The sequence below is a fragment of the Pseudomonas sp. MT92 genome, assembly GCF_058792515.1.
This window is the reverse complement of record NZ_JBXAFA010000011.1, coordinates 124,418-146,705: the sequence shown is the minus strand read 5'-3', so window position 1 is coordinate 146,705 and position 22,288 is coordinate 124,418. Positions and strand designations below refer to the sequence as shown.

The 22,288-nt window shown below is 60.6% G+C and carries 20 protein-coding genes; 6 read left to right on the top strand and 14 right to left on the bottom strand.

The features are described 5' to 3' along the window. Positions 1–67 precede the first annotated feature (67 nt). From rng to mreB, 5 genes are all read right to left on the bottom strand, one after another. Positions 68–1,525, bottom strand: coding sequence for a ribonuclease G (gene rng, locus AC1Q6D_RS20820; protein ID WP_103403990.1), 1,458 nt, complete (start codon positions 1,523–1,525; stop codon positions 68–70). 57 nt (positions 1,526–1,582) lie between these two features. Next, entirely contained in the window at positions 1,583–2,179 is a 597-nt protein-coding gene (locus AC1Q6D_RS20815) for a Maf family protein (protein ID WP_103403991.1), read from the bottom strand. A gap of 44 nt (positions 2,180–2,223) precedes the next feature. Beyond that, complete coding sequence (gene mreD / locus AC1Q6D_RS20810) at positions 2,224–2,715, bottom strand: rod shape-determining protein MreD (RefSeq protein WP_047537684.1); 492 nt, start codon at positions 2,713–2,715, stop codon at positions 2,224–2,226. Continuing rightward, the gene (gene mreC / locus AC1Q6D_RS20805; RefSeq protein ID WP_103403992.1) at positions 2,715–3,845 is read right to left on the bottom strand and encodes a rod shape-determining protein MreC; all 1,131 of its coding nucleotides are present in this window, start codon (positions 3,843–3,845) and stop codon (positions 2,715–2,717) included. Before mreC ends, mreD begins: the two co-directional genes overlap by 1 nt. A gap of 142 nt (positions 3,846–3,987) precedes the next feature. Continuing rightward, positions 3,988–5,025: a rod shape-determining protein MreB gene (gene mreB / locus AC1Q6D_RS20800; RefSeq protein WP_002555108.1), complete on the bottom strand. Its 1,038-nt coding sequence runs from the start codon at positions 5,023–5,025 to the stop codon at positions 3,988–3,990. Between the two features lie 211 nt (positions 5,026–5,236). Here mreB and gatC point away from each other — a divergent pair, with 211 nt between their 5' ends. The 6 genes from gatC to AC1Q6D_RS20770 all read left to right on the top strand — a co-directional run bounded on the left by gatC (position 5,237) and on the right by AC1Q6D_RS20770 (position 10,455). Further along, positions 5,237–5,524: an Asp-tRNA(Asn)/Glu-tRNA(Gln) amidotransferase subunit GatC gene (gene gatC, locus AC1Q6D_RS20795; protein ID WP_047537661.1), complete on the top strand. Its 288-nt coding sequence runs from the start codon at positions 5,237–5,239 to the stop codon at positions 5,522–5,524. Between the two features lie 16 nt (positions 5,525–5,540). Then, positions 5,541–6,992: an Asp-tRNA(Asn)/Glu-tRNA(Gln) amidotransferase subunit GatA gene (gene gatA / locus AC1Q6D_RS20790; RefSeq protein ID WP_103403993.1), complete on the top strand. Its 1,452-nt coding sequence runs from the start codon at positions 5,541–5,543 to the stop codon at positions 6,990–6,992. Positions 6,993–7,002: 10 nt separating this feature from the next. Continuing rightward, positions 7,003–8,448, top strand: coding sequence for an Asp-tRNA(Asn)/Glu-tRNA(Gln) amidotransferase subunit GatB (gatB, locus tag AC1Q6D_RS20785; protein ID WP_090467156.1), 1,446 nt, complete (start codon positions 7,003–7,005; stop codon positions 8,446–8,448). Positions 8,449–8,591: 143 nt separating this feature from the next. After that, positions 8,592–8,966, top strand: coding sequence for a septal ring lytic transglycosylase RlpA family protein (locus AC1Q6D_RS20780; protein WP_103403994.1), 375 nt, complete (start codon positions 8,592–8,594; stop codon positions 8,964–8,966). 50 nt (positions 8,967–9,016) lie between these two features. Continuing rightward, positions 9,017–10,078, top strand: a complete 1,062-nt coding sequence (locus tag AC1Q6D_RS20775) for a calcium/sodium antiporter (RefSeq protein ID WP_103403995.1) — start codon at positions 9,017–9,019, stop codon at positions 10,076–10,078. Next, positions 10,075–10,455, top strand: a complete 381-nt coding sequence (locus tag AC1Q6D_RS20770) for a carboxymuconolactone decarboxylase family protein (protein ID WP_047537646.1) — start codon at positions 10,075–10,077, stop codon at positions 10,453–10,455. Before AC1Q6D_RS20775 ends, AC1Q6D_RS20770 begins: the two co-directional genes overlap by 4 nt. A 97-nt stretch (positions 10,456–10,552) precedes the next feature. On the opposite strand, the gene AC1Q6D_RS20765 is transcribed toward AC1Q6D_RS20770, so the two are convergent. The 9 genes from AC1Q6D_RS20765 to AC1Q6D_RS20725 all read right to left on the bottom strand — a co-directional run bounded on the left by AC1Q6D_RS20765 (position 10,553) and on the right by AC1Q6D_RS20725 (position 22,180). After that, a complete protein-coding gene (locus tag AC1Q6D_RS20765; RefSeq protein WP_103403996.1) occupies positions 10,553–11,494 on the bottom strand; it encodes an AEC family transporter in 942 nt (313 codons plus the stop codon). A 184-nt stretch (positions 11,495–11,678) separates the two neighbouring features. Continuing rightward, positions 11,679–13,232: a galactarate dehydratase gene (gene garD, locus AC1Q6D_RS20760; RefSeq protein ID WP_103403997.1), complete on the bottom strand. Its 1,554-nt coding sequence runs from the start codon at positions 13,230–13,232 to the stop codon at positions 11,679–11,681. Between the two features lie 11 nt (positions 13,233–13,243). Continuing rightward, complete coding sequence (locus tag AC1Q6D_RS20755) at positions 13,244–14,611, bottom strand: MFS transporter (RefSeq protein ID WP_090467150.1); 1,368 nt, start codon at positions 14,609–14,611, stop codon at positions 13,244–13,246. A 167-nt stretch (positions 14,612–14,778) separates the two neighbouring features. Further along, a complete protein-coding gene (locus AC1Q6D_RS20750) occupies positions 14,779–16,224 on the bottom strand; it encodes an aldehyde dehydrogenase family protein (RefSeq protein ID WP_103403998.1) in 1,446 nt (481 codons plus the stop codon). Between the two features lie 75 nt (positions 16,225–16,299). Continuing rightward, positions 16,300–17,211, bottom strand: coding sequence for a 5-dehydro-4-deoxyglucarate dehydratase (gene kdgD / locus AC1Q6D_RS20745; RefSeq protein WP_103403999.1), 912 nt, complete (start codon positions 17,209–17,211; stop codon positions 16,300–16,302). A gap of 388 nt (positions 17,212–17,599) precedes the next feature. Continuing rightward, positions 17,600–18,349: a FadR/GntR family transcriptional regulator gene (locus tag AC1Q6D_RS20740; protein WP_177329342.1), complete on the bottom strand. Its 750-nt coding sequence runs from the start codon at positions 18,347–18,349 to the stop codon at positions 17,600–17,602. A gap of 190 nt (positions 18,350–18,539) precedes the next feature. Further along, positions 18,540–20,267 carry an ABC transporter ATP-binding protein/permease gene (locus AC1Q6D_RS20735; RefSeq protein WP_103404000.1) on the bottom strand — a complete coding sequence of 576 codons (1,728 nt, stop codon included), beginning with the start codon at positions 20,265–20,267 and terminating at the stop codon, positions 18,540–18,542. Positions 20,268–20,364: 97 nt separating this feature from the next. Continuing rightward, positions 20,365–20,925: a response regulator transcription factor gene (locus tag AC1Q6D_RS20730; RefSeq protein ID WP_047537624.1), complete on the bottom strand. Its 561-nt coding sequence runs from the start codon at positions 20,923–20,925 to the stop codon at positions 20,365–20,367. Then, positions 20,918–22,180 carry an ATP-binding protein gene (locus tag AC1Q6D_RS20725; RefSeq protein WP_103404001.1) on the bottom strand — a complete coding sequence of 421 codons (1,263 nt, stop codon included), beginning with the start codon at positions 22,178–22,180 and terminating at the stop codon, positions 20,918–20,920. The genes AC1Q6D_RS20730 and AC1Q6D_RS20725 overlap by 8 nt, the downstream gene beginning before the upstream one ends. Positions 22,181–22,288: the final 108 nt, after the last annotated feature.

Here is a 22,288-nt window from a genome sequence, read left to right as displayed (position 1 = left end):
GCTCCCATGGCAATCGTTTTGCAAAAAGCTGAGGCCAGCCGTTCAGGAAAAGTTAAAACGTAGCGATTCAGAGCAACACCACGTCGTATTGTTCCTGGGAATACATGGTTTCCACCTGAAAACGAATCGTGCGGCCGATAAACCCTTCGAGCTCGGCAACATTGCCCGACTCCTCATCGAGCAGACGATCGACAACTTTCTGGTTCGCCAATACACGATAGCCTTCCGCCTGATAGGCGCGAGCTTCGCGGAGGATTTCTCGGAAGATTTCGTAGCAGACGGTTTCCGGGGTCTTCAATTTGCCGCGGCCCTGGCAACTGCTGCACGGCTCGCACAGCACCTGCTCGAGGCTTTCGCGGGTGCGTTTACGGGTCATCTGCACCAGGCCCAACTCGGTGATACCGATGATGTTGGTCTTGGCGTGGTCGCGCTCCAATTGCTTCTCGAGCGTGCGCAGCACTTGACGCTGGTGCTCTTCATCTTCCATGTCGATGAAGTCGATGATGATGATCCCGCCCAGATTACGCAGGCGCAGCTGTCGAGCAATCGCGGTCGCGGCTTCCAGGTTGGTCTTGAAGATGGTTTCTTCCAGGTTGCGATGACCGACGAACGCCCCGGTGTTGACGTCGATGGTGCTCATGGCTTCCGCCGGGTCGACCACCAGATAGCCGCCGGACTTGAGCGGGACTTTACGCTCCAGGGCTTTCTGGATTTCGTCTTCGACGCCGTACAGGTCGAAAATCGGTCGCTCGCCGGGGTAATGTTCCAGACGATCGGCGATCTCCGGCATCAGTTCGGCGACGAACTGCGTGGCTTTCTGGAAAGTTTCCCGGGAGTCGATGCGAATTTTTTCGATCTTCGGGCTCACCAGGTCGCGCAAAGTGCGCAGCGCCAAGCCAAGGTCTTCGTAGATCACACTCGGTGCGCTGATGGTTTTGATCTGCGCATTGATCTGATCCCACAGCCGGCGCAGGTAGCGGATGTCCATGAGGATTTCATCGGCACCCGCGCCTTCCGCCGCGGTACGCAGGATAAAACCGCCGGCCTCCTTGATGCCTTCTTTGGCGACGCAATCGGAGACCACCTGCTTGAGACGCTCACGCTCGGCTTCATCTTCGATTTTCAGCGAAATGCCAACATGAGCCGTACGCGGCATGTAGACCAGATAACGCGAAGGGATCGACAGCTGGGTGGTCAATCGTGCGCCTTTGGAGCCGATCGGGTCCTTGGTGACTTGAACCACCAGGCTCTGGCCTTCATGAACCAGGGCACTGATGCTCTCGACCGCCGGGCCTTCGCGCAGGGAAATTTCCGAAGCATGAATGAACGCGGCGCGATCCAGACCGATATCGACGAAAGCGGCCTGCATGCCAGGCAACACCCGTACGACCTTGCCTTTATAGATGTTGCCAACGATGCCGCGCTTTTGCGTACGTTCGACATGGACCTCTTGCAGGACACCGTTTTCAACCACCGCCACGCGCGATTCCATCGGCGTGATGTTGATCAGGATCTCTTCACTCATGGCAGGGTCTCGTTCAGGCATGTTCACGGTAATGGCCACATCTGGTCAGTACAACGCTTAACGCGCATTATGGTTTTGCCAACAGGGTATGCCGAAATGGCCCAGCAGTTCTGCGGTTTCGCACAGCGGCAAGCCAACCACCGCCGAGTAACTTCCATTGAGCCCGGCGACAAACACCGCACCCAGTCCTTGAATTCCATAACCACCCGCCTTGTCCCCCGGCTCGCCGCTGGCCCAGTAGGCCGTTGCCTCATCGCTGCTTATCGGGCGAAAACGCACCACGCTACGCACCACCCGCGACTCGCAACGCTCACCTTCGAGTACAGCGATCGCCGTCAGGACTTCATGCTCACACCCGGACAACATCTTCAGCATGGCGCAAGCGTCAGCTTCATCAACCGGCTTGCCGAGAATTTTCCCGTCGAGCACCACGGCGGTATCGGCTCCCAGCACGCAAAACGGAGCGCCGGACACCACGACATCGCGCCCGGCCGCAGCCTTGCCGCGCGCCAGACGCTCGACATAGGCCGCCGGGGATTCCTGGGGCAATGGGGTTTCATCGATGTCCGCACTGATGGCGGAAAACGGAACGCCAATCTGCGTGAGCAGTTCACGCCGACGCGGCGAGCCAGAGGCGAGGTACAGCGGCTTCATCAAGACATCTCCCTTGTCATGGTGTGGGCAAATGCCTGACCGAATCAGTTGATTTTGTAACGTCGGCGCAATCCGCGCAAACCGAAGCTGATCCATGGCCAGAGCAAGGCACTGACCAGTGCCGGCAACACCAGCGCCAGCGTCGGCTGGCGATTGCCGGTCAGGGCACTGAGCCACAACTGAACCAACTGCGCGAGGCCGAAGATCACCAGGATCACCAGGCTTTGTTGCCACATCGGGAACATCCGCAAGCGTTGTTGCAGCGCCAGCACCAGGTAGGTGATCAACGTCAGGATCAAGGCATTCTGCCCCAGCAACGTGCCATACAGCACATCCTCGGTCAGGCCCAGGCACCACGCGGTGACCATCCCGACTTTTTGCGGCAGGGTCAATGCCCAGAACGCCAGCAGCAAGGCCAGCCACAGAGGACGGAGAATTTCCATGAATTGCGGCAGCGGCGAAACGCTGAGCAGCATGCCGATGGCGAAGGTCAGCCAGACGATCCAGCCGTTTCGGGAGGCTTTGACACCAGCCATTATTCTCGTCCCCCAGTGGTAGCCGGCGCGGAGACAGGCGGTTTGGCAGCAGGTTTGACTACGACGGGTTGTGCCGCCGGCGGTTTGGCTGGAGCAGCTGTGGTCGTGGACGGCTTGGGATGTTTAACGCCTGGTTTGGCCGGGGTTGTGGCCGCCGGTACGGTAGCAGGCACTGCCGGGGCCACCGGGGCAGCCGGAGCCGGAACGATGGCCGGCTTGGGCACGGTCGCTGGAATGATCGGCCCACCACCCTGCGCATCCAGTGATTCCTGCGCCTGGGCAGCGTCGTTGGCACGCTCTTCCGGAGTTCGGGTATCGCTGAACACCAGCAGCAGGTATCGGCTGCGGTTCAGCGCAGCCGTCGGCACGGCGCGAACAATGGCGAATGGCTGACCGGAGTCGTGAATCACTTCCTTGACCGTCGCCACCGGGTAACCCGCCGGGAAGCGTTGGCCAAGGCCGGAGCTGACCAGCAGATCACCTTCCTTGATGTCAGCGGTATCGGCCACATGACGCAGTTCCAGGCGCTCCGGATTGCCGGTGCCACTGGCGATCGCCCGCAGACCGTTGCGGTTTACCTGCACCGGAATGCTGTGGGTGGAATCGGTCAGCAACAGGACGCGGGAGGTGTACGGCATCAACTCGACCACTTGCCCCATCAGGCCGCGGGCATCGAGCACCGGCTGGCCGAGGACCACGCCGTCGCGCTCACCTTTGTTGATGATGATGCGATGGGTAAAGGGATTGGGGTCCATGCCGATCAGCTCGGCCACTTCGACCTTCTCGTTCACCAGCGCCGAAGAGTTGAGCAACTCGCGCAGCCGAACGTTCTGCTCGGTCAGGGCGGCAAGCTTTTGCATGCGCCCCTGCAACAACAGGTTCTCGGTCTTGAGCTTTTCGTTTTCGGCGACGAGTTCGGTCCGGCTGCCGAACTGGCTGGCCACACCTTGCCATAGCCGCTGCGGCAGGTCGGTGATCCAGTAGGACTGCATCAACACCAGCGACATTTGGCTACGCACTGGCTTGAGCAGTGTGAAGCGGGCATCGACCACCATCAGCGCGATCGAAAGCACGACCAGCACCAACACGCGCACGCCCAGTGAGGGACCTTTGGAGAAAAGCGGTTTAATAAGCCGCTCCTCCCAGGCAATTGTTCTCTTTACTCATACGGCATCAAACCGGCCTGGATGCAGACGACAGAAGATAAACGCGAACAGGCAGCACTGCAAAGTGCCGCCTGCGCGCTCAACAGCATAGAGGCAATCCGGCGACTTATTCGCTGGAGAGCAGGTCCATGGTGTGTTTATCCATCATTTCCAGGGCACGGCCACCGCCGCGAGCAACGCAGGTCAGCGGGTCTTCGGCGACGATCACCGGCAGACCGGTTTCCTGGGCCAGCAACTTGTCGAGGTCGCGCAGCAAGGCGCCACCACCGGTCAGGACCAGGCCACGCTCGGCGATGTCGGAAGCCAGTTCCGGAGGCGATTGCTCCAGCGCGCTCTTCACGGCCTGAACGATGGTGGCCAGGGACTCTTGCAGAGCTTCCAGCACTTCATTGGAGTTCAGGGTGAATGCACGCGGAACGCCTTCGGCCAGGTTACGGCCGCGAACGTCGACTTCGCGAACTTCGCCGCCCGGGTAGGCGGTGCCGATTTCCTGCTTGATGCGCTCGGCCGTCGACTCGCCGATCAGGCTGCCGTAGTTGCGACGCACGTAAGTGATGATCGCTTCGTCGAAGCGGTCGCCGCCCACACGCACGGATTCTGCATAAACCACACCGTTCAGGGAGATCAGGGCGATTTCAGTGGTACCACCACCGATATCCACGACCATCGAGCCGCGAGCTTCTTCAACCGGCAGGCCGGCACCGATCGCAGCGGCCATTGGCTCTTCGATCAGGAACACTTCACGGGCACCGGCACCAAGGGCCGATTCACGGATGGCACGACGCTCAACCTGGGTGGATTTGCACGGAACGCAGATCAAAACACGAGGGCTGGGCTGCAGGAAGCTGTTTTCGTGAACCTTGTTGATGAAGTACTGCAGCATCTTTTCGCAGACGCTGAAGTCGGCGATCACGCCGTCTTTCATCGGACGAATGGCAGCAATGTTGCCCGGCGTACGGCCCAACATGCGCTTCGCTTCGGTGCCGACAGCAACGACACTTTTCTGGTTACCGTGTGTCCGAATAGCCACAACGGAGGGCTCATTCAGGACGATACCGCGCTCGCGCACGTAAATAAGGGTGTTGGCAGTGCCCAGGTCAATGGAAAGATCGCTGGAAAACATGCCACGCAGTTTCTTGAACATGGGAAAGGGACCCTAGGCAACGCGTGGGTAAAAAAGTGCGGCAAACTCTAACAACGACAGGGATTTTGGGCAAGGCGCCAATATGTTAAATTGGCCGCTTTTCTGTGCACCAAGCCCCACAATCGCGGCCTTATGACCGTAGAAGTGCGGTAGTGTTCCGACAATCTAACACACGGACGCCGTCCGTTCTGTTTTCCACTGGAGAATCCCAATGGCGCTTGAACGCTCCGACGTGGAAAAAATCGCTCATCTGGCCTGTCTGGGCCTCAATGAAGCCGATCTTCCACATATCACTTCAGCCCTCAACAGCATTCTCGGGCTGGTCGACGAAATGCAGGCGGTCAATACCGACGGTATCGAACCGCTCGCCCACCCACTGGAAGCCAGCCAGCGCCTGCGTGCAGACGTCGTGACCGAGACCAATCATCGCGAGGCTTACCAGTCCATCGCACCAGCGGTCGAAAACGGCCTGTACCTGGTTCCGAAAGTCATCGACTAAAGGGAAAGAGCCTGCAATGCATCAATTGACTCTGGCCGAGATCGCCCGCGGACTCGCCAATAAAAAGTTTTCCTCCGAAGAGCTGACCAAAGTCCTGCTGGCGCGTATCGCCCAGCTCGATCCACAGCTCAACAGTTTCATCAGCCTCACCGAGGACCTGGCGCTCACGCAGGCGAAAGCCGCTGACGCCCGCCGGGCCAACGGTGAGAGCGGCGCCCTGCTCGGCGCGCCGATCGCCCACAAAGACCTGTTCTGCACCCAGGGTATCCGCACCAGCTGCGGCTCGAAGATGCTCGACAACTTTAAAGCACCGTACGACGCCACCGTCGTCGCCAAGCTGGCCGCCGCCGGGGCCGTGACCCTGGGCAAGACCAACATGGACGAATTCGCCATGGGTTCGGCCAACGAATCGAGTTACTACGGCGCCGTGAAAAACCCGTGGAACCTGGAATACGTGCCTGGCGGTTCGTCCGGCGGTTCGGCCGCGGCCGTTGCCGCTCGTCTGTTGCCGGCAGCCACCGGCACCGACACGGGCGGATCCATTCGTCAGCCCGCCGCATTGACCAACCTTACCGGTCTGAAACCGACGTACGGTCGCGTTTCGCGCTGGGGCATGATCGCCTACGCCTCGAGCCTCGATCAGGGTGGCCCGTTGGCGCGTACGGCCGAAGACTGCGCCATTTTGTTGCAGGGTATGGCCGGCTTCGATCCGAACGACTCCACCAGCATCGACGAGCCCGTGCCGGACTACAGCGCCAGCCTCAACGGCTCGCTGCAAGGCCTGCGCATTGGCGTGCCTAAAGAGTATTTCAGCGCCGGTCTCGACCCGCGCATCGCCGATCTGATCCACAACAGCGTCAAGGAGCTGGAAAAGCTCGGCGCCGTGATCAAGGAAATCAGCCTGCCGAACATGCAGCACGCGATCCCTGCGTACTACGTGATCGCCCCGGCGGAAGCCTCTTCCAACCTGTCGCGTTTCGACGGCGTGCGCTTCGGCTACCGCTGCGAAAACCCGGTCAACCTGATAGACCTGTACAAACGCTCCCGCGGCGAAGGCTTCGGTCCGGAAGTGCAGCGCCGGATCATGGTTGGCGCCTACGCACTGTCGGCCGGTTACTACGATGCCTACTACCTGAAGGCGCAGAAGATCCGTCGCTTGATCAAGAACGACTTCATGGCGGCCTTCAACGAGGTCGACATCATCCTCGGCCCCACCACGCCGAACCCGGCCTGGAAGCTCGGCGCCAAGAACAGCGACCCGGTCGCTGCGTACCTGGAAGACGTCTACACCATCACCGCCAACCTCGCTGGCCTGCCGGGCTTGTCCATGCCTGCCGGTTTTGTCGATGGCCTGCCAGTCGGCGTGCAATTGCTCGCTCCGTACTTCCAGGAAGGTCGCCTGTTGAACGTTGCCCACCAGTATCAGCTCAACACTGACTGGCACACCCGCACCCCAACCGGCTTCTGAGGAGACACACATGCAATGGGAAGTCGTGATCGGGCTGGAGATTCATACCCAGCTCACCACCCGGTCGAAAATCTTTTCCGGTAGTTCCACCACGTTCGGCTCCGAGCCAAACACCCAGGCCAGCCTGATCGACCTGGGCATGCCCGGCGTACTGCCGGTGCTGAACCAGGAAGCGGTGCGCATGGCGGTGATGTTCGGTCTGGCGATTGATGCCGAGATCGGCCAGCACAACGTATTTGCCCGTAAAAACTACTTCTACCCGGACCTGCCCAAGGGCTACCAGATCAGCCAGATGGAATTGCCGATCGTCGGCAAGGGCCACCTGGACATCGCCCTGGAGGACGGCACGGTCAAACGCGTCGGCATCACCCGCGCGCACCTGGAAGAAGACGCCGGCAAGAGCCTGCACGAGGAGTTCAACGGTGCCACCGGCATCGACCTGAACCGTGCTGGCACACCGTTGCTGGAGATCGTTTCCGAGCCGGACATGCGCAGCGCCAAGGAAGCCGTGGCTTACGTCAAGGCGATCCACGCTCTGGTGCGTTACCTGGGCATCTGCGACGGCAACATGGCCGAGGGCTCGCTGCGTTGCGACTGCAACGTGTCGATCCGTCCAAAAGGCCAGGCCGAGTTCGGCACCCGCTGCGAGATCAAGAACGTCAACTCGTTCCGCTTCATCGAGAAGGCGATCAACAGCGAAATCCAGCGTCAGATCGAACTGATCGAAGACGGCGGCAAGGTGATCCAGCAAACTCGCCTGTACGATCCGAACAAGGACGAAACCCGTCCAATGCGCAGCAAAGAGGAAGCCAACGACTACCGTTACTTCCCCGATCCGGACCTGCTGCCCGTCGTGATTGAAAACGCGTTCCTCGACGACGTGCGCGCCACCCTGCCGGAATTGCCACCACAGAAACGCGAGCGCTTCCAGGAGCAGTTCGGTCTGTCGGTCTACGACGCCAACGTGCTGGCCACCAGCCGCGAGCAGGCGGACTACTTCGAGCAAGTCGCCAGCATCAGCGGCGACGCCAAACTGGCAGCGAACTGGGTGATGGTCGAGTTGGGCAGCTTGCTCAACAAACAAGGCCTGGACATCGAAGCGTCGCCGGTTTCCGCCGAGCAACTGGGCGGCATGCTGCTGCGCATCAAGGACAACACCATCTCGGGCAAGATCGCCAAGGTTGTGTTTGAAGCCATGGCCAACGGCGAAGGCAGCGCGGACGAGATCATCGACAAGCGCGGCCTGAAGCAAGTGACCGACACCGGCGCCATCTCGGCCGTTCTGGACGAAATGCTCGCGGCCAACGCCGAGCAGGTCGAGCAGTACCGTGCGGCAGACGAAGCCAAGCGCGGCAAGATGTTCGGCTTCTTCGTCGGCCAGGCCATGAAAGCCTCCAAAGGCAAGGCCAACCCGCAACAAGTGAACGAATTGCTGAAAAGCAAGCTCGAAGGCTGATAGAAATGGAGCCAGTTTTTAAACCTGGCTCAAAACCTTGTAGGAGCGAGCCTGCTCGCGATGGAAAGTCAGTTGGCCCCGATGTGGCTGACCCTCCATCGCGAGCTGGCTCACTCCTACAGTTTGTTTCGGGAAACCTTCGAATGAAACGTCTGCTCGGCGCCTGCGCCCTCCTTTCCCTCCTCGTCGGTTGCGCGAGTAACGATATCGTCGACCCGCACGGCTACGACAAAACCGGCATGGCCTCGTACTACGGCGCCAAGCACCAGGGTAAACGCACCGCCAGCGGCGAGCGTTTCGACAAGAATTCCCTGACCGCCGCCCATCGCCAACTGCCGTTCGGCACACGGGTGAAGGTCACCAACCTGAACAACGACAAATCCTGCGTGGTCCGCATCAACGATCGCGGGCCGCATACCCGTGGGCGCCTGATCGACCTGTCCCATGAGGCCGCCGAACGCCTGGGCATGCTCAAGAGCGGCACCGCACGGGTTCGCGTGCAAGCCCTCGACGACTGACAAACGGAGCCTCGACCATCTTCGGATTAGCCGATTTACCCCTGATCAGCGTGATCGAATTGCTCAGCGGCCTGGTGCTGCTGATTATCGGCGCCGAACTGATGGTACGTGCCGCCGTGCGCCTGGCCGCGCGCCTGCATGTGCGACCACTGATCATCGGCCTGACCATCGTCGCCCTCGGCAGCAGCGCACCGCAGATGGCCATCAGCCTGCAAGCCACACTGGCGCATAACGCCGACATTGCCGTCGGCAGTGTGATCGGCAGCAGCATTTTCAATATCCTCGTGACCCTCGGACTGTCGGCGCTGATCATCCCCCTGCGCGTTTCACGGCAACTGGTGCGCCTGGATATTCCGCTGATGATCGGCGCCAGCCTGCTGGTGTTCGTGCTGGCCTGGAATGAAGAGCTGACCCGTGCCGATGGCGTCATTCTCCTGACTGCACTGCTGCTGTACCTGGGCCTGTTGCTGCGTCAGTCGAAGCACTCGGCGCGTCCGCAGTCGACTCATGAGCACCCGGTGCAAGCGCCATGGTTAAAAAGCCTGATGATGATCGTTTCCGGCCTGGCAATGCTGGTGTACGCCGGCCACTTATTGTTGGGCGCGGCGGTTGCGGTCGCCACTGATTTGGGGCTGTCGGAACGGATCATCGGCCTGACCATCGTCGCCATCGGCACTTCCCTGCCGGAGCTCGCGACCTCGCTGATCGCCGCGCTACGAGGTGAACGGGAAATTGCCGTGGGCAACGTCATTGGCAGCAACCTGTTCAACCTGTTGGGCGTTTTGGGCTTTACCGCACTGGTCGCGCCGACACCCCTGTCGGTATCGCCCAATGCCCTGGATTTCGACCTGCCAGTGATGCTCGGCGTCGCCGCGCTGTGCCTGCCGGTGTTCTATTCCGGCTACCGGGTGACCCGCGCCGAGGGCTTGCTGTTTCTGGGTTTGTACCTGGCTTACGGTCTGCACGTGGTGTCGTTCACCACCGGCATGCCATTGGCGGGCAAGCTTGAACACCTGATGCTGTTTTTCGTCCTGCCGGCGCTGGTGGCGTTTTTGCTGTTCACGTCGCTGCGTGCCTGGCATCGCCAACACCACAAGAGAGAATTGCCATGACCGAGAACAAGAAGACCGGCGTTGAAGTACGCCGCCAAGTGATGGGCGACGCCTTCGTCGACCGCGCGCTGGGCAACGCCACCGAGTTCACCCAGCCGCTGCAGGATTTCGTCAACGAACACGCCTGGGGCAGCGTCTGGAGCCGCGAAGGCTTGCCGCTTAAAACCCGCAGCCTGATCACCCTCGCCGCCCTGACAGCGCTGAAGTGCCCGCAGGAATTGAAAGGGCACGTGCGCGGCGCGCTGAACAATGGCTGCACCGTGGAAGAAATTCGTGAAGCGCTGCTGCATTGCGCGGTGTATGCCGGCGTGCCGGCGGCGATCGACGCGTTCCGGGCGGCGCAGGAAGTGATTGATACCTACCAGAAGCCGGAGTGACATCGCGAGCAGGCTCGCTCCCACAGGGGAATGCATTCCAAATGTCGGAGCGAGCCTGCTCGCAATGAGCCCCTGAAGAGCACGACCTCTTCAGCGACTAGATCCACCCGCCCCACTGCAACAAAAAGATCCCGACGTTGGTGGTGACCGCCGCCATCAACGTGGTAATGACGATGATCGCCGCCGCCAGTTCATGATTGCCATTGGCTGCCCGGGCCATGACAAAACTGGCCGCCGCCGTCGGGCTACCGAAGTACAGGAACAGAATCCCCAGCTCCGCGCCACGAAAGCCCCAGAGCCACGCGCCAAGCGTCGCCAATATCGGCAGGCCGAGCATCTTCACCAGACTTGAACTCAGCGCCATCGGGCCGCTCTTGCGCATCGCCACCAGCGACAGCGTGCCGCCAATGCAGATCAATGCCAACGGCAGGGTGGTCTGCGCCAGGTACTGGCCGGAGGTTTCCAGCCATCCCGGCAAACCTATCTTGAAGTAGGCAAACGGTGCCGCCGCGATCACGCTGATGATCAGCGGATTGCTGAACACGCTTTTGCAAATGCTCCACGGATCGGACTTGATCACCGGGCTGTACACCGCCAGCACGATGGTTGACAGCGTGTTGTAGAACAGGATCACCAGCGCCGCGAGAATCGCCCCCAGGGAAATCCCGTAATCGCCGTACATGCTCGCCGCCAGCGCCAGGCCGATGACCCCGTTGTTACCGCGAAATGCGCCTTGGGTGTAGATCCCACGGTCTTCTCGCGGGCACTTGAAAATCGCCCAGCCCCAAGCGATGGCAAAGCACACCAGGGTGGCGAGGGAGAAATAAATCAGCAGCGCTGGCTGCAGCGCGGCGTGCAGGTCGGCATGCAGGATGCCGAGAAACAGCAACGCCGGCATGCTGACGTTGAACACCAACGCCGACGCAGTATGGATGAAGTTATCGTTGATCCAATTGATGCGCTTGAGCAGCACCCCCAGAAACAGCATGGCGAACACCGGGGCGGTGATGTTCAGGGTTTCGAGGAAAATGGCCAGCATGCCGTGGATAACCTTGGGTGAGCGTCGTTAGGGGGCTAATGATAAGCCACCCGGGACGCTGGCGTCTGTGAGTTCGCCATTGCTGGCAAGCCCGCTACCCCATTGATCTTCAGTGTTCACAATTTGAGCAACAAAGAAGCACCCTGTGGGAGCTGGCTTGCCAGCGAAGAACGATAACGCGGTGTTACGTGATCGGTGCTGGATTGAACAGGGTAATGTCGTTGTGCAGCTTGTGCCGTTCCGCCCACGTCTGTTTCTTGCCGCTGGCCACGTCCAGGTAGTAGTGGAACAACTCCCAGCCGAGGTCCTCGATGGAGGCGCGTCCGGTGGCGATTCGCCCCGCGTCGATGTCGATCAGGTCTGGCCAGCGTTGTGCCAGCTCAGTGCGGGTCGATACCTTCACCACAGGCGCCATGGCCAAGCCATAAGGCGTGCCACGACCGGTGGTGAACACGTGCAGGTTCATCCCCGCCGCCAGTTGCAACGTCCCGCAGACAAAGTCGCTGGCCGGGGTTGCGCAGAAGATCAGGCCTTTTTCCTTGAAGCGCTCGCCAGGGCCGAGCACGCCAGTGATAGCGCTGCTGCCGGACTTGACGATCGACCCCAGGGATTTCTCGACAATGTTCGACAGCCCGCCCTTCTTGTTGCCCGGCGTGGTGTTGGCGCTGCGATCGGCTTCCCCTTTGGCCAGGTAACGGTCATACCAGTCCATTTCCCGCACCAGCTCCTGAGCGACTTCCCTGGTTTGCGCGCGCGAAGTCAGCAGGTAAATCGCGTCGCGCACTTCCGTCACTTCGGAGAACATCACCGTCGCACCCGCACGCAACAGCAAGTCCGAGGCGTAGCCCAGGGCCGGGTTAGCGGTGATCCCGGAGAACGCATCACTGCCACCGCATTGCATGCCCAGGATCAGCTCGGACGCCGGCACGGTTTCCCGACGGCGCTGGTCGAGCTTCTTTAAACGGGTTTCGGCCAGCGCCATGATCTGTTCGATCATCTCGGTAAAACCGTGACTGGAGTCCTGCAGGCGATACAACCAGGGCTCGCTCAAATCCACCGAGCTGTCGTTCTCGTGCATCACTTGTCCGGCCTGCAATTTCTCGCAGCCCAGGCTGATCACCAGCGCCTCGCCACCCAGGTTCGGGTTGCGCGCCAGATTGCGCACGGTGCGAATCGGGATGTAGGCATCGGTGGCGGTGATCGCCACGCCGCAGCCGTAACTGTGGGTCAGCGCCACCACGTCATCGACGTTCGGGTACTTGGGCAGCAACTCGTCCTTGATGCGCTTGACCGCATGGTCCAGCACGCCGGTAACGCACTGCACCGTGGTCGTGATGCCGAGAATGTTACGCGTGCCAACCGTGCCGTCGGCGTTGCGATAACCCTCGAAGGTATAGCCTTCCAGCGGGGCTTGCGCGGCCGGCACTTCGGTGGACAGCGGCAGGCTGTCCAGCGGTGGCGCGGTGGGCATGCGCAATTGGTCCTCCTTGACCCAACTGCCACGCGGGATCGGCTGCAAGGCGTAGCCAATGGTCTGGCCGTAACGAATCACCTGTCCGCCCTCGGGGATGTCCTCCAGGGTGACCTTGTGACTTTGTGGCACGAAATCCACGGTGACCAGGCCATCGGCAAACTCGGTGCCGGCCGGTACGCCCTGATCGTTGACCACGATCACCACATTGTCCCGCTCGTGCAGGCGGATGTAGCGCGGCGAGTCGGAATGTTCAATCAACTGCATGACGCCGCTCCTCAGGAATGCGCTTGAGACAATTTGTTATTCATTTCAGGACCGCCCATTGGTGGTTCTTTAAGCACAACGCGTTTGATCGGACCGACGATGACCAGATAGCTGAACACCGCGACCAGTGCGTTGCAACCGACAAACACCAGCGCCCACTTGAACGATCCGGTGGAGCTGATGATGTAACCGATCACGATCGGGGTGGTGATCGAGGCGAGGTTGCCAAACATGTTGAACAGGCCACCGCTCAAACCGGCGATCTGTTTAGGCGAAGTATCGGAGACCACCGCCCAGCCAAGCGCGCCCACGCCCTTACCGAAGAACGCCAGCGCCATGAAGCCCACGACCATCCATTCGATATCGACGTAGTTACACGCCACGATGCTGCTGGAAACCAGCAGGCCGGCAATGATCGGCGCCTTGCGGGCGAACGTCAGGGAATGCCCCTTGCGCAGCAGGTAGTCGGAAATCACCCCGCCGAGCACACCGCCGATGAAGCCGCAGATCGCTGGCAACGAGGCAATGAAACCGGCCTTGAGGATGGTCATGCCGCGCTCTTGCACCAGGTACACCGGGAACCAGGTCAGGAAGAAGTAAGTGATGCCGTTGATGCAGTATTGACCGAGGTAGACGCCGAGCATCATGCGGTTGGTCAACAGCTGGCGAATGTAGTCCCACTTTGGCCCGTCGACCTTTTTGCCCTTGCCTTTGTCCTGGTCCATGTCGACCATGCCGCCGTTCTCGGCGATGTGCTTGAACTCAGCGTCATTGATCATCGGGTGCTGACGCGGGCTGTGGATAACTTTCAGCCAGATCAGCGAGAACACGATGCCGATGCTACCCATCACGACAAACACGTGCTGCCAGCCAAAGGTGTAGACGATCCAGCCCATGAGCGGCGCGAACAGCACCGTGGCGAAGTATTGCGCGGAGTTGAAGATCGCCGATGCAGTACCGCGTTCAGCGGTCGGGAACCAGGCCGCCACGATGCGCGCGTTGCCGGGGAAGGACGGCGCTTCGGCCAGGCCCACCAGGAAGCGCAGCATGAACAGCGCGACAATCGCCGTGGACATGCCGAACTCACCGACATAACCCTGCAGGACGGTGAACAGCGACCAGGTGAAGATGCTCAATGCATAGATTTTTTTCGAGCCGAAACGGTCCAGCAGCCAGCCCCCGGGAATTTGCCCGGCCACGTAGGCCCAACCGAATGCAGAGAAGATATAGCCAAGGGTGACCGCGTCGATGCCGAGGTCTTTTTGCAGGCTGGAGCCGGCAATGGCGATGGTAGCCCGGTCGGCGTAGTTGATCGTGGTCACCAGGAACAGCATGAGCAGGATCAAATAGCGGACGTGAGTCGGCTTGGTCGATTGCATGTAGATGTACTCCCACTGATTATTTTTATGCGCGGGTGAAACGGGTGCGGCCCCTGTAGGAGCGAGCCTGCTCGCGATGGTGGTCAACGATGACGCGGGGCATCAGGTTGACTGTGGCGACTTCAAGACCATCGCGAGCAGGGCTCGCTCCTACAGGGGGTATTGCCTTACGAGCCGATGTAACTGGTCTTCACGACCGTGTAGAACTCTTGCGCATAGCGGCCTTGCTCGCGGGAGCCATAGGATGAACCTTTACGCCCGCCGAACGGAACGTGGTAATCCACGCCAGCGGTCGGCAGGTTGACCATCACCATCCCTGCCTGGGAGTGGCGCTTGAAGTGGTTGGCGTACTTCAACGACGTCGTGGCGATGCCCGCCGACAGACCGAACTCGGTGTCGTTGGCCATGGCCAATGCCGCTTCGTAATCCGCGACGCGAACCACGTTGGCCACCGGGCCGAAGATCTCTTCACGGCTGATGCGCATCGCCGCTTCGCTGTCGGCAAACAGCGTCGGCGCGAGGTAGTAACCCTCAGTGTCACAGGTCACCAAACCACCGCCGCTGACCAGACGCGCACCTTCGGACTGGCCGATGTCGATGTACTTCATGTCCTGTTCAAGCTGGGCTTGCGAAACCACCGGACCGATATCAGTGCCCGCTTTCAACGCATGGCCGACCTTGATCGACTTCATGCGCTCGGCCATGGCTTCGACAAACTTGTCGTGGATGCCGGCGGTGACGATGAAGCGGCTCGACGCGGTGCAACGCTGACCGGTGGAGTAGAACGCGCTCTGCACCGACAGCTCGACCGCTTGCTTGAGGTCAGCGTCGTCGAGAATGATCTGCGGGTTCTTGCCGCCCATTTCCAGCTGGACCTTGGCCTGGCGCGACACGCAGCTGACGGCGATCTGGCGACCGACACCCACGGAGCCGGTGAAGCTGATGCCATCGACTTTCGGGCTGTGGACCAGTGCATCACCCACCACGCGACCGCTGCCCATCACCAGGTTGAACACGCCAGCCGGGAAGCCTGCGCGGGAGATGATTTCCGCCAGGGCCCAGGCGCAACCTGGCACCAGGTCCGCCGGCTTGAGCACGACGCAGTTGCCGTAGGCCAAGGCCGGGGCGATTTTCCACGACGGGATGGCAATCGGGAAGTTCCACGGGGTGATCAGACCGACCACACCCAGTGCTTCGCGAGTGACTTCAACGTTGACGCCCGGGCGCACCGAAGGCAGGTAGTCGCCGGACAGGCGCAGGCATTCACCGGCGAAGAACTTGAAAATGTTGCCGGCGCGTGTCACTTCGCCAATGGCTTCGGGCAGGGTCTTGCCCTCTTCCCGAGCCAACAACGTGCCGAGCTCTTCGCGACGGGCGAGAATTTCAGTGCCGACTTTATCCAGGGAATCGTGACGCGCCTGAATGCCGGACGTGGACCACGCCGGAAACGCGGCACGGGCGGCATCGATGGCGGCGTGGACTTGGGCCAGGTCAGCCTTGGCGTAGTCACCGATGGCATCGCTCAGCTCGGACGGGTTGATGTTGGTCGCGTAATCGCTGGCCGCGACCCATTCGCCGTTGATGTAGTTGTCGAAACGCTTTGCATTTGTCACGGGACTGCCCTCGAAACAAAAAGATCTCACGCAAAAGGCCGCTGAATACTCAGCGGCCCCGTTAAACCGGAGGTGTTACTGCGCGCCCTGCTTGTCGATCAGCGCGGCGAGCATTTCATACTCTTCGCCCGTCAGATCGGTCAGCGGTGCACGCACGGGGCCAGCGTCGTAGCCGGCAATTTTTGCCCCGGCCTTGACGATGCTCACGGCGTAACCGGCTTTGCGGTTACGGATGTCCAGGTACGGCAGGAAGAAGTCGTCGATGATCTTGCCAACGGTGGCGTGATCTTCACGCGCGATCGCGTGGTAGAAGTCCATCGCGGTTTTCGGGATGAAGTTGAACACCGCCGAGGAGTAGACCGGCACGCCCAGCGCCTTATAGGCAGCGGCGTAGACTTCGGCGGTCGGCAAGCCGCCCAGGTAACTGAAACGGTCACCGAGGCGGCGACGGATCGACACCATCAACTCGATATCACCCAGGCCGTCCTTGTAGCCGATCAGGTTCGGGCAGCGCTCTGCCAGACGCTCCAGCAGCGGCGCGTTCAGACGGCAAACATTGCGGTTGTAGACCACGACACCGATGTTGACCGATTTGCACACGGCTTCAACGTGGGCGGCAACGCCGTCCTGGCTGGCTTCGGTCAGGTAATGCGGCAACAGCAACAGGCCCTTGGCGCCCAGACGCTCAGCTTCCTGCGCGTATTCGATGGCTTGACGGGTCGAACCGCCAACACCGGCCAGAATCGGCACGCTGGTGGCGCAAGTGTCGACCGCCGTCTTGATGATTTCCGAATATTCGCTGGCCGCCAGAGAGAAGAACTCACCGGTGCCGCCGGCGGCGAACAGCGCCGAGGCGCCGTATGGGGCCAGCCATTCGAGACGCTTGATGTAACCAGCGCGGTGGAAATCGCCCTGGGCATTGAAATCGGTGACCGGGAAAGACAACAGGCCGGAAGAGAGGATGGACTTCAGTTCTTGTGGATTCATTATTCGAACACCCTGGGTAGCGACGTTTGTGTGTGAGAAAACCGTTCAGCCTTTGCTGAAGTTGTAGGTCATCGTACAACTTAAAATATAACCGTCAACTGCATTTCATCGCCGCGGGTGAAAATTGTTCGACAAGAGTCAGGCGAGATAGGGGGTTCAGCGGCTATTGGGGCAGGAAATACGGGGCACACGCCGGCTCAATAGAGATACGTTGTCAGAAGATTGATGGACTGAGCAAACAAGCTGGCGATGTGGGAAGTGGCCGATAACAGGCTCGCACACAAGGATTTGGGTGAGCACAAATAGTGTTCACCGCAAGTCAAATGGGGGAGCGAGCCTGCTCGCGATAGCGGTAACTCAGACGATGGGTGACACAGGGATAGATTGCTTACCCCCGCTGCGCCTCGGCCTCTTCATGGGCATGACGCAACCGCTCACGGCTGTTGGTCAAGTGCAGACGCATGGCCGCGCGGGCCGCATCGGAATCCTGGCGAGCAATCGCATCGTAGATTTCTTCGTGCTCGCGGCTCAGGCGATTCATGTAGTGCTGCTGGTCATCGTGGGCCAGCCGCGCGGAATTGAGACGGGTGCGCGGAATGATGCTGGTGCCCAGGTGGGTCATGATGTCGGTGAAGTAGCGGTTGCCGGTCGACAGGGCGATTTGCAGGTGGAACTGGAAGTCCGAGGCCACGGCATCGCCGGCGTGGGAGACGCTTTCATTCAAGGCATCCAGTGCCGCGCGCATCAACGCCAACTGCTCTGGGGTTCGGCGTTGCGCGGCCAGACCGGCGGACTCCACCTCCAGGCTGATGCGCAGCTCCAGGATGGCCAGCACATCACGCAAGGTCACCACTGTCGCCGGATCGATACGGAAACCGCTCGGGCTCGGGGTGTCGAGGACGAAGGTGCCGATACCGTGGCGGGTTTCCACCTGCCCCGCCGCCTGCAGACGGGAAATCGCCTCGCGCACCACCGTGCGGCTGACGCCATGGGCATCCATGATCGCCGACTCGGTGGGCAACTTGTCACCACGCTTGAGGTGGCCGTCGCGGATCTGCTCGGACAGCACCGTCACCAGTTCCTGCGCGAGGCTGCGGCGCTTGCGAGGGAGGCGTGGTGTGTCGTTCAGGTTTTCCATGGTGAACATCTGTCTCGAAAAATTCGGTTGAAACCGCATCATAGCTCAACACGGTTGTACGATCACCCATCACCCTGTGTAGGAGCGAGCCTGCTCGCGATGGACTGGCGAGCGCCGCGTGTATTCAGGTGGCACGCGCTATCGTTAGCCACCCTCGCGAGCAGGCTCGCTCCTACAGAGAATGTGGTGTTCAGGCGGTCACGGCCTGGTCCACCAGGCGGCCATTCTCGATACGAATGTGCCGCGGATGGAAACGCTTGAGACTGCTGCGATGGCCGACGCTGATGATGCTCAGTCCCGGCAACTCATCGATCAGCGCCTGATACAGCGAAGCCTCATCCTCTTCATCCATCGCCGACGTCGCTTCGTCCATGTACAACCATTGCGGCGCATAAATCAGGGCACGGGCGAAGGCCAGGCGCTGCTGCTCACCTGGCGACAGCAGACGCTGCCAGTGATTGGCTTCATCGAGGCGCGCCACCAGGTGCGGCAGTCGGCAGGTTTCCAGTACGTGCACGTAGCGCTCGTTCGGGTAGGTATCGCCGGCCTGTGGATAACTCAATGCCTCGCGCAACGTACCAATCGGCAGATAGGGTTTCTGCGGCAGGAACAGGTAACGCGCCGCCGGCAGGCGGATACTGCCGTGGCCCGCCGGCCACAGATGCCCCATCGCCCGCAGCAAGGTCGACTTGCCGCTGCCGGAGCGACCGCTGAGCATCACGCGCTCGCCCTCCTCCACGGTCATCTCGGCATTGGTCAGCAGATGGCGACCGTCAGCCAGATCGAGGCCGAGGTTGTGCACCTGCAATGCATCCCCTTGATTCTGCACGTCGATGGCCGGGACACGCTCTTCGTTATCGACCATGGCCTGACGGAAGCTCAACAAACGATCACAGGTGGCGCGCCAGGAAGCGAGGTCCTGGTACGCACTGATAAACCAGCTGAAACTCTCCTGGACGTTGCCGAAAGCCGAGCTGATTTGCATCAGTTCACCGAGTTCGATCTTGCCGGAGAAGTAACGCGGCGCAGCGACCATGAACGGAAAAATGATCGCAATCTGGCTGTAACCGGACGTGAAGAACGTCAGACGCTTGGACACCTTCATGATGTCCCAGAAGTTATGCCAAACCATCCCGAAACGACTGCTCAGGCGGCGGTTTTCGTTGGGCTCGCCGTTGTACAACGCAATGCTTTCCGCATTTTCACGGACCCGGACCATGGAGAAACGCAGGTCGGCTTCGAAGCGTTGTTGTTGGTTGTTCAGGCCGATCAAACGACGACCGATCAAATGCGTCAGCCAACTGCCGACCGCGGCATACACCAGCACGCACCAGAACATGTAGCCGGGAATGGTGAAGCCGAGCACTTCAATACTGCCTGATACACCCCACAGGATGATCGAGAACGACACCAGGCTGACGATATTGCGAATCAGCCCAAGGCCCAGGCTCAGCGTGTTCAAGGTGAAGTTGTTGAGGTCTTCCGATATCCGCTGGTCCGGGTTATCGGTGTAACCGCCCTGCTCCAGCCGATAGTAATTTTTGTCGCTGAGCCAGCGGGCGAAATACTTTTCGGTGAGCCAGGCCCGCCACCGTATGGTCAGCATCTGGGTCAGGTAAAGGCGGTACACCGCACCGATAATCGCCACCGCGGCAATGGCGCAGAAATACAGGATCAACGTCCAGAACGACGCCTCATCCTTCTTCTGCAGAGCGTTATAGAAGTCTTTGTACCAGGTGTTGAACCACACCGAGATCCCGACGCTGATCAACGAGAGGGCAATCACGGCGATCAGCAACGTCCAGGCCTTGCCCTTCTCTTCGCTACGCCAGTAAGGCGTGGTCATCGCCCATACTTTGCGAAAAAACTGCCCGCGCACCGCATCGTTGACCGCAGAATATTCAGCGTTCTGATTCATGGAAAAGGCTCGATAAAGAAAAAAACACGCACGAACCGATCATAGATGATCGGTTCGGTTTGTCGCGAGGAGCTACCCGCATTCGTTCAGCGCCGGTTCAGCGGCGAACGGGGCGCTTCTGCAGTTTGCGCTGCAGCGTGCGGCGATGCATGCCCAGGGCGCGGGCCGTGGCGGAGATGTTGCCTTCGTGCTCGGTCAAGACGCGCTGGATATGCTCCCACTGCAGACGGTCGACCGACATCGGGTTCTCCGGCACCAGGCTGTCGAGGTCGGCATGCTCGGAAAGCAGCGCAGCCAGAACGTCGTCGGCATCCGCCGGTTTGCACAGGTAGTTGCAGGCACCGCGCTTGATCGCCTCGACGGCGGTGGCAATGCTCGAGTAACCCGTGAGGATCACCACGCGCATTTCCGGGTCCATTTCCAGCAACTTGGGCAACAACACCAGACCCGAGTCGCCGTCCATTTTCAGGTCCAGGGCGGCGTAGTCCGGCAGATCGGCCTGGGCCATCGCCAGGCCTTCTTCGGCGGAGCCGGCGGTACTGACGCGAAAACCACGGCGAGCCATCGCACGGGCCATGACGCGGGTAAATGTTGCGTCGTCATCGACCAGCAGCAAATGCGGCAGTTCTTCGCCTTCGACTTGGATTTCGTCACTCATGTTGGTCTCCTCGGGCGACACGGGGCAGGCGCAGCTCGGTGAGCGTGCCGCCTTCCTCATGACTGTAGAGTTTCACTGAGCCGCCGGCGCGTGTCACGCTGGCCTTGCTCAAAAACAGGCCCAGGCCGAAACCTTTGCCCTTGGTAGTAAAAAATGGCTTGCCAATCTGCTCGGCGATGGCCAGCGGTACACCAGCTCCGTGGTCGCGAATGCTGATCGTCAGGTTATCCGCATCCCAGTCCAGCGTCACTTGCAGGCCCTCGGGACAGGCATCGGCGGCGTTGTTCAGCAAATTCAACAGGGCCTGGGTCAGGTCCGGCGGTGGAGCCATGCGCGGCACCTTGCCTTGACCCAGGCGCTGGAAGCGATAGCTGGCTTCCGGGCGCATCAAGTGCCAGCGGTTCAATGCCTCATCGAGCCAGTCGGTGACGTCCTGCATCTCCACGGCCAGGCGGCGATTGGCTTCGGCGGCGCGCACCAGTTGTTGCAAGGTCTCTTTGCACAGCTTGACCTGATCCTGCAGCACGCTCAGGTCGTCCTGCAGCATCGGGTCGTGGTGATCCTGGCGCATTTCCTTGAGCAACACGCTCATGGTCGCCAGTGGCGTACCCAGTTCATGAGCAGCGCCGGCCGCCTGGGTGGCCACGGCCAGCAATTGCTGGTCGCGCAGTCCTTCTTCGCGGCGAATGGCGCGCAGTTCTTCCTGACGGCGCAACTCTTCGGCCATGCGCGCGGCGAAGAAGGTGATGACCGCCGCGGCGAGCGCAAAACTCAGCCACATCCCGTAAACCTGCAGGTTTTCCCGAGCGATCGGGAAGGTCTGCAACGGATAAAAGCGCGCCAGCAACAGGGTGTACATCGTCAACGCGATACCGGACAGGATCACCGAATAACGCCACGGCAATGTCACGGCCGCGATGGTCAGTGGCACCAGGTAATAAGACACAAACGGGTTGGTCGAGCCGCCCGAAAAGTACAGCAAGGCACTGTGGATAAACAGGTCGCAGGCCAGTTGCAAGGCGTATTCGAGTTCTGTCACCGGCCATGACGTGCGCAGGCGAATCGCCGTGAACGCACACAACAGCATCGAGCAACCGAGGGTCGCCGCCAGCTGGAACCAGGGCAACGGCAGCAATTGAAACCAGTAGGCCAGGCCCACGGAGCCGGCCTGGGCGGCCAACACCAAAGTGCGGATGAACGTCAGCCGCCAGAGATTCTGGCGAGTTGCGGAGGTAATTTGAACGGGGGCGAGCATGAGCTCTCCTGATGAGCGCTCCAGGCGGATCGCCGGGAGTATAACCAAGCGCGGGGCTGACAGGAAAAAGTGCGGCAAACGGCCACATGCAGGAGCGAGCCTGCTCGC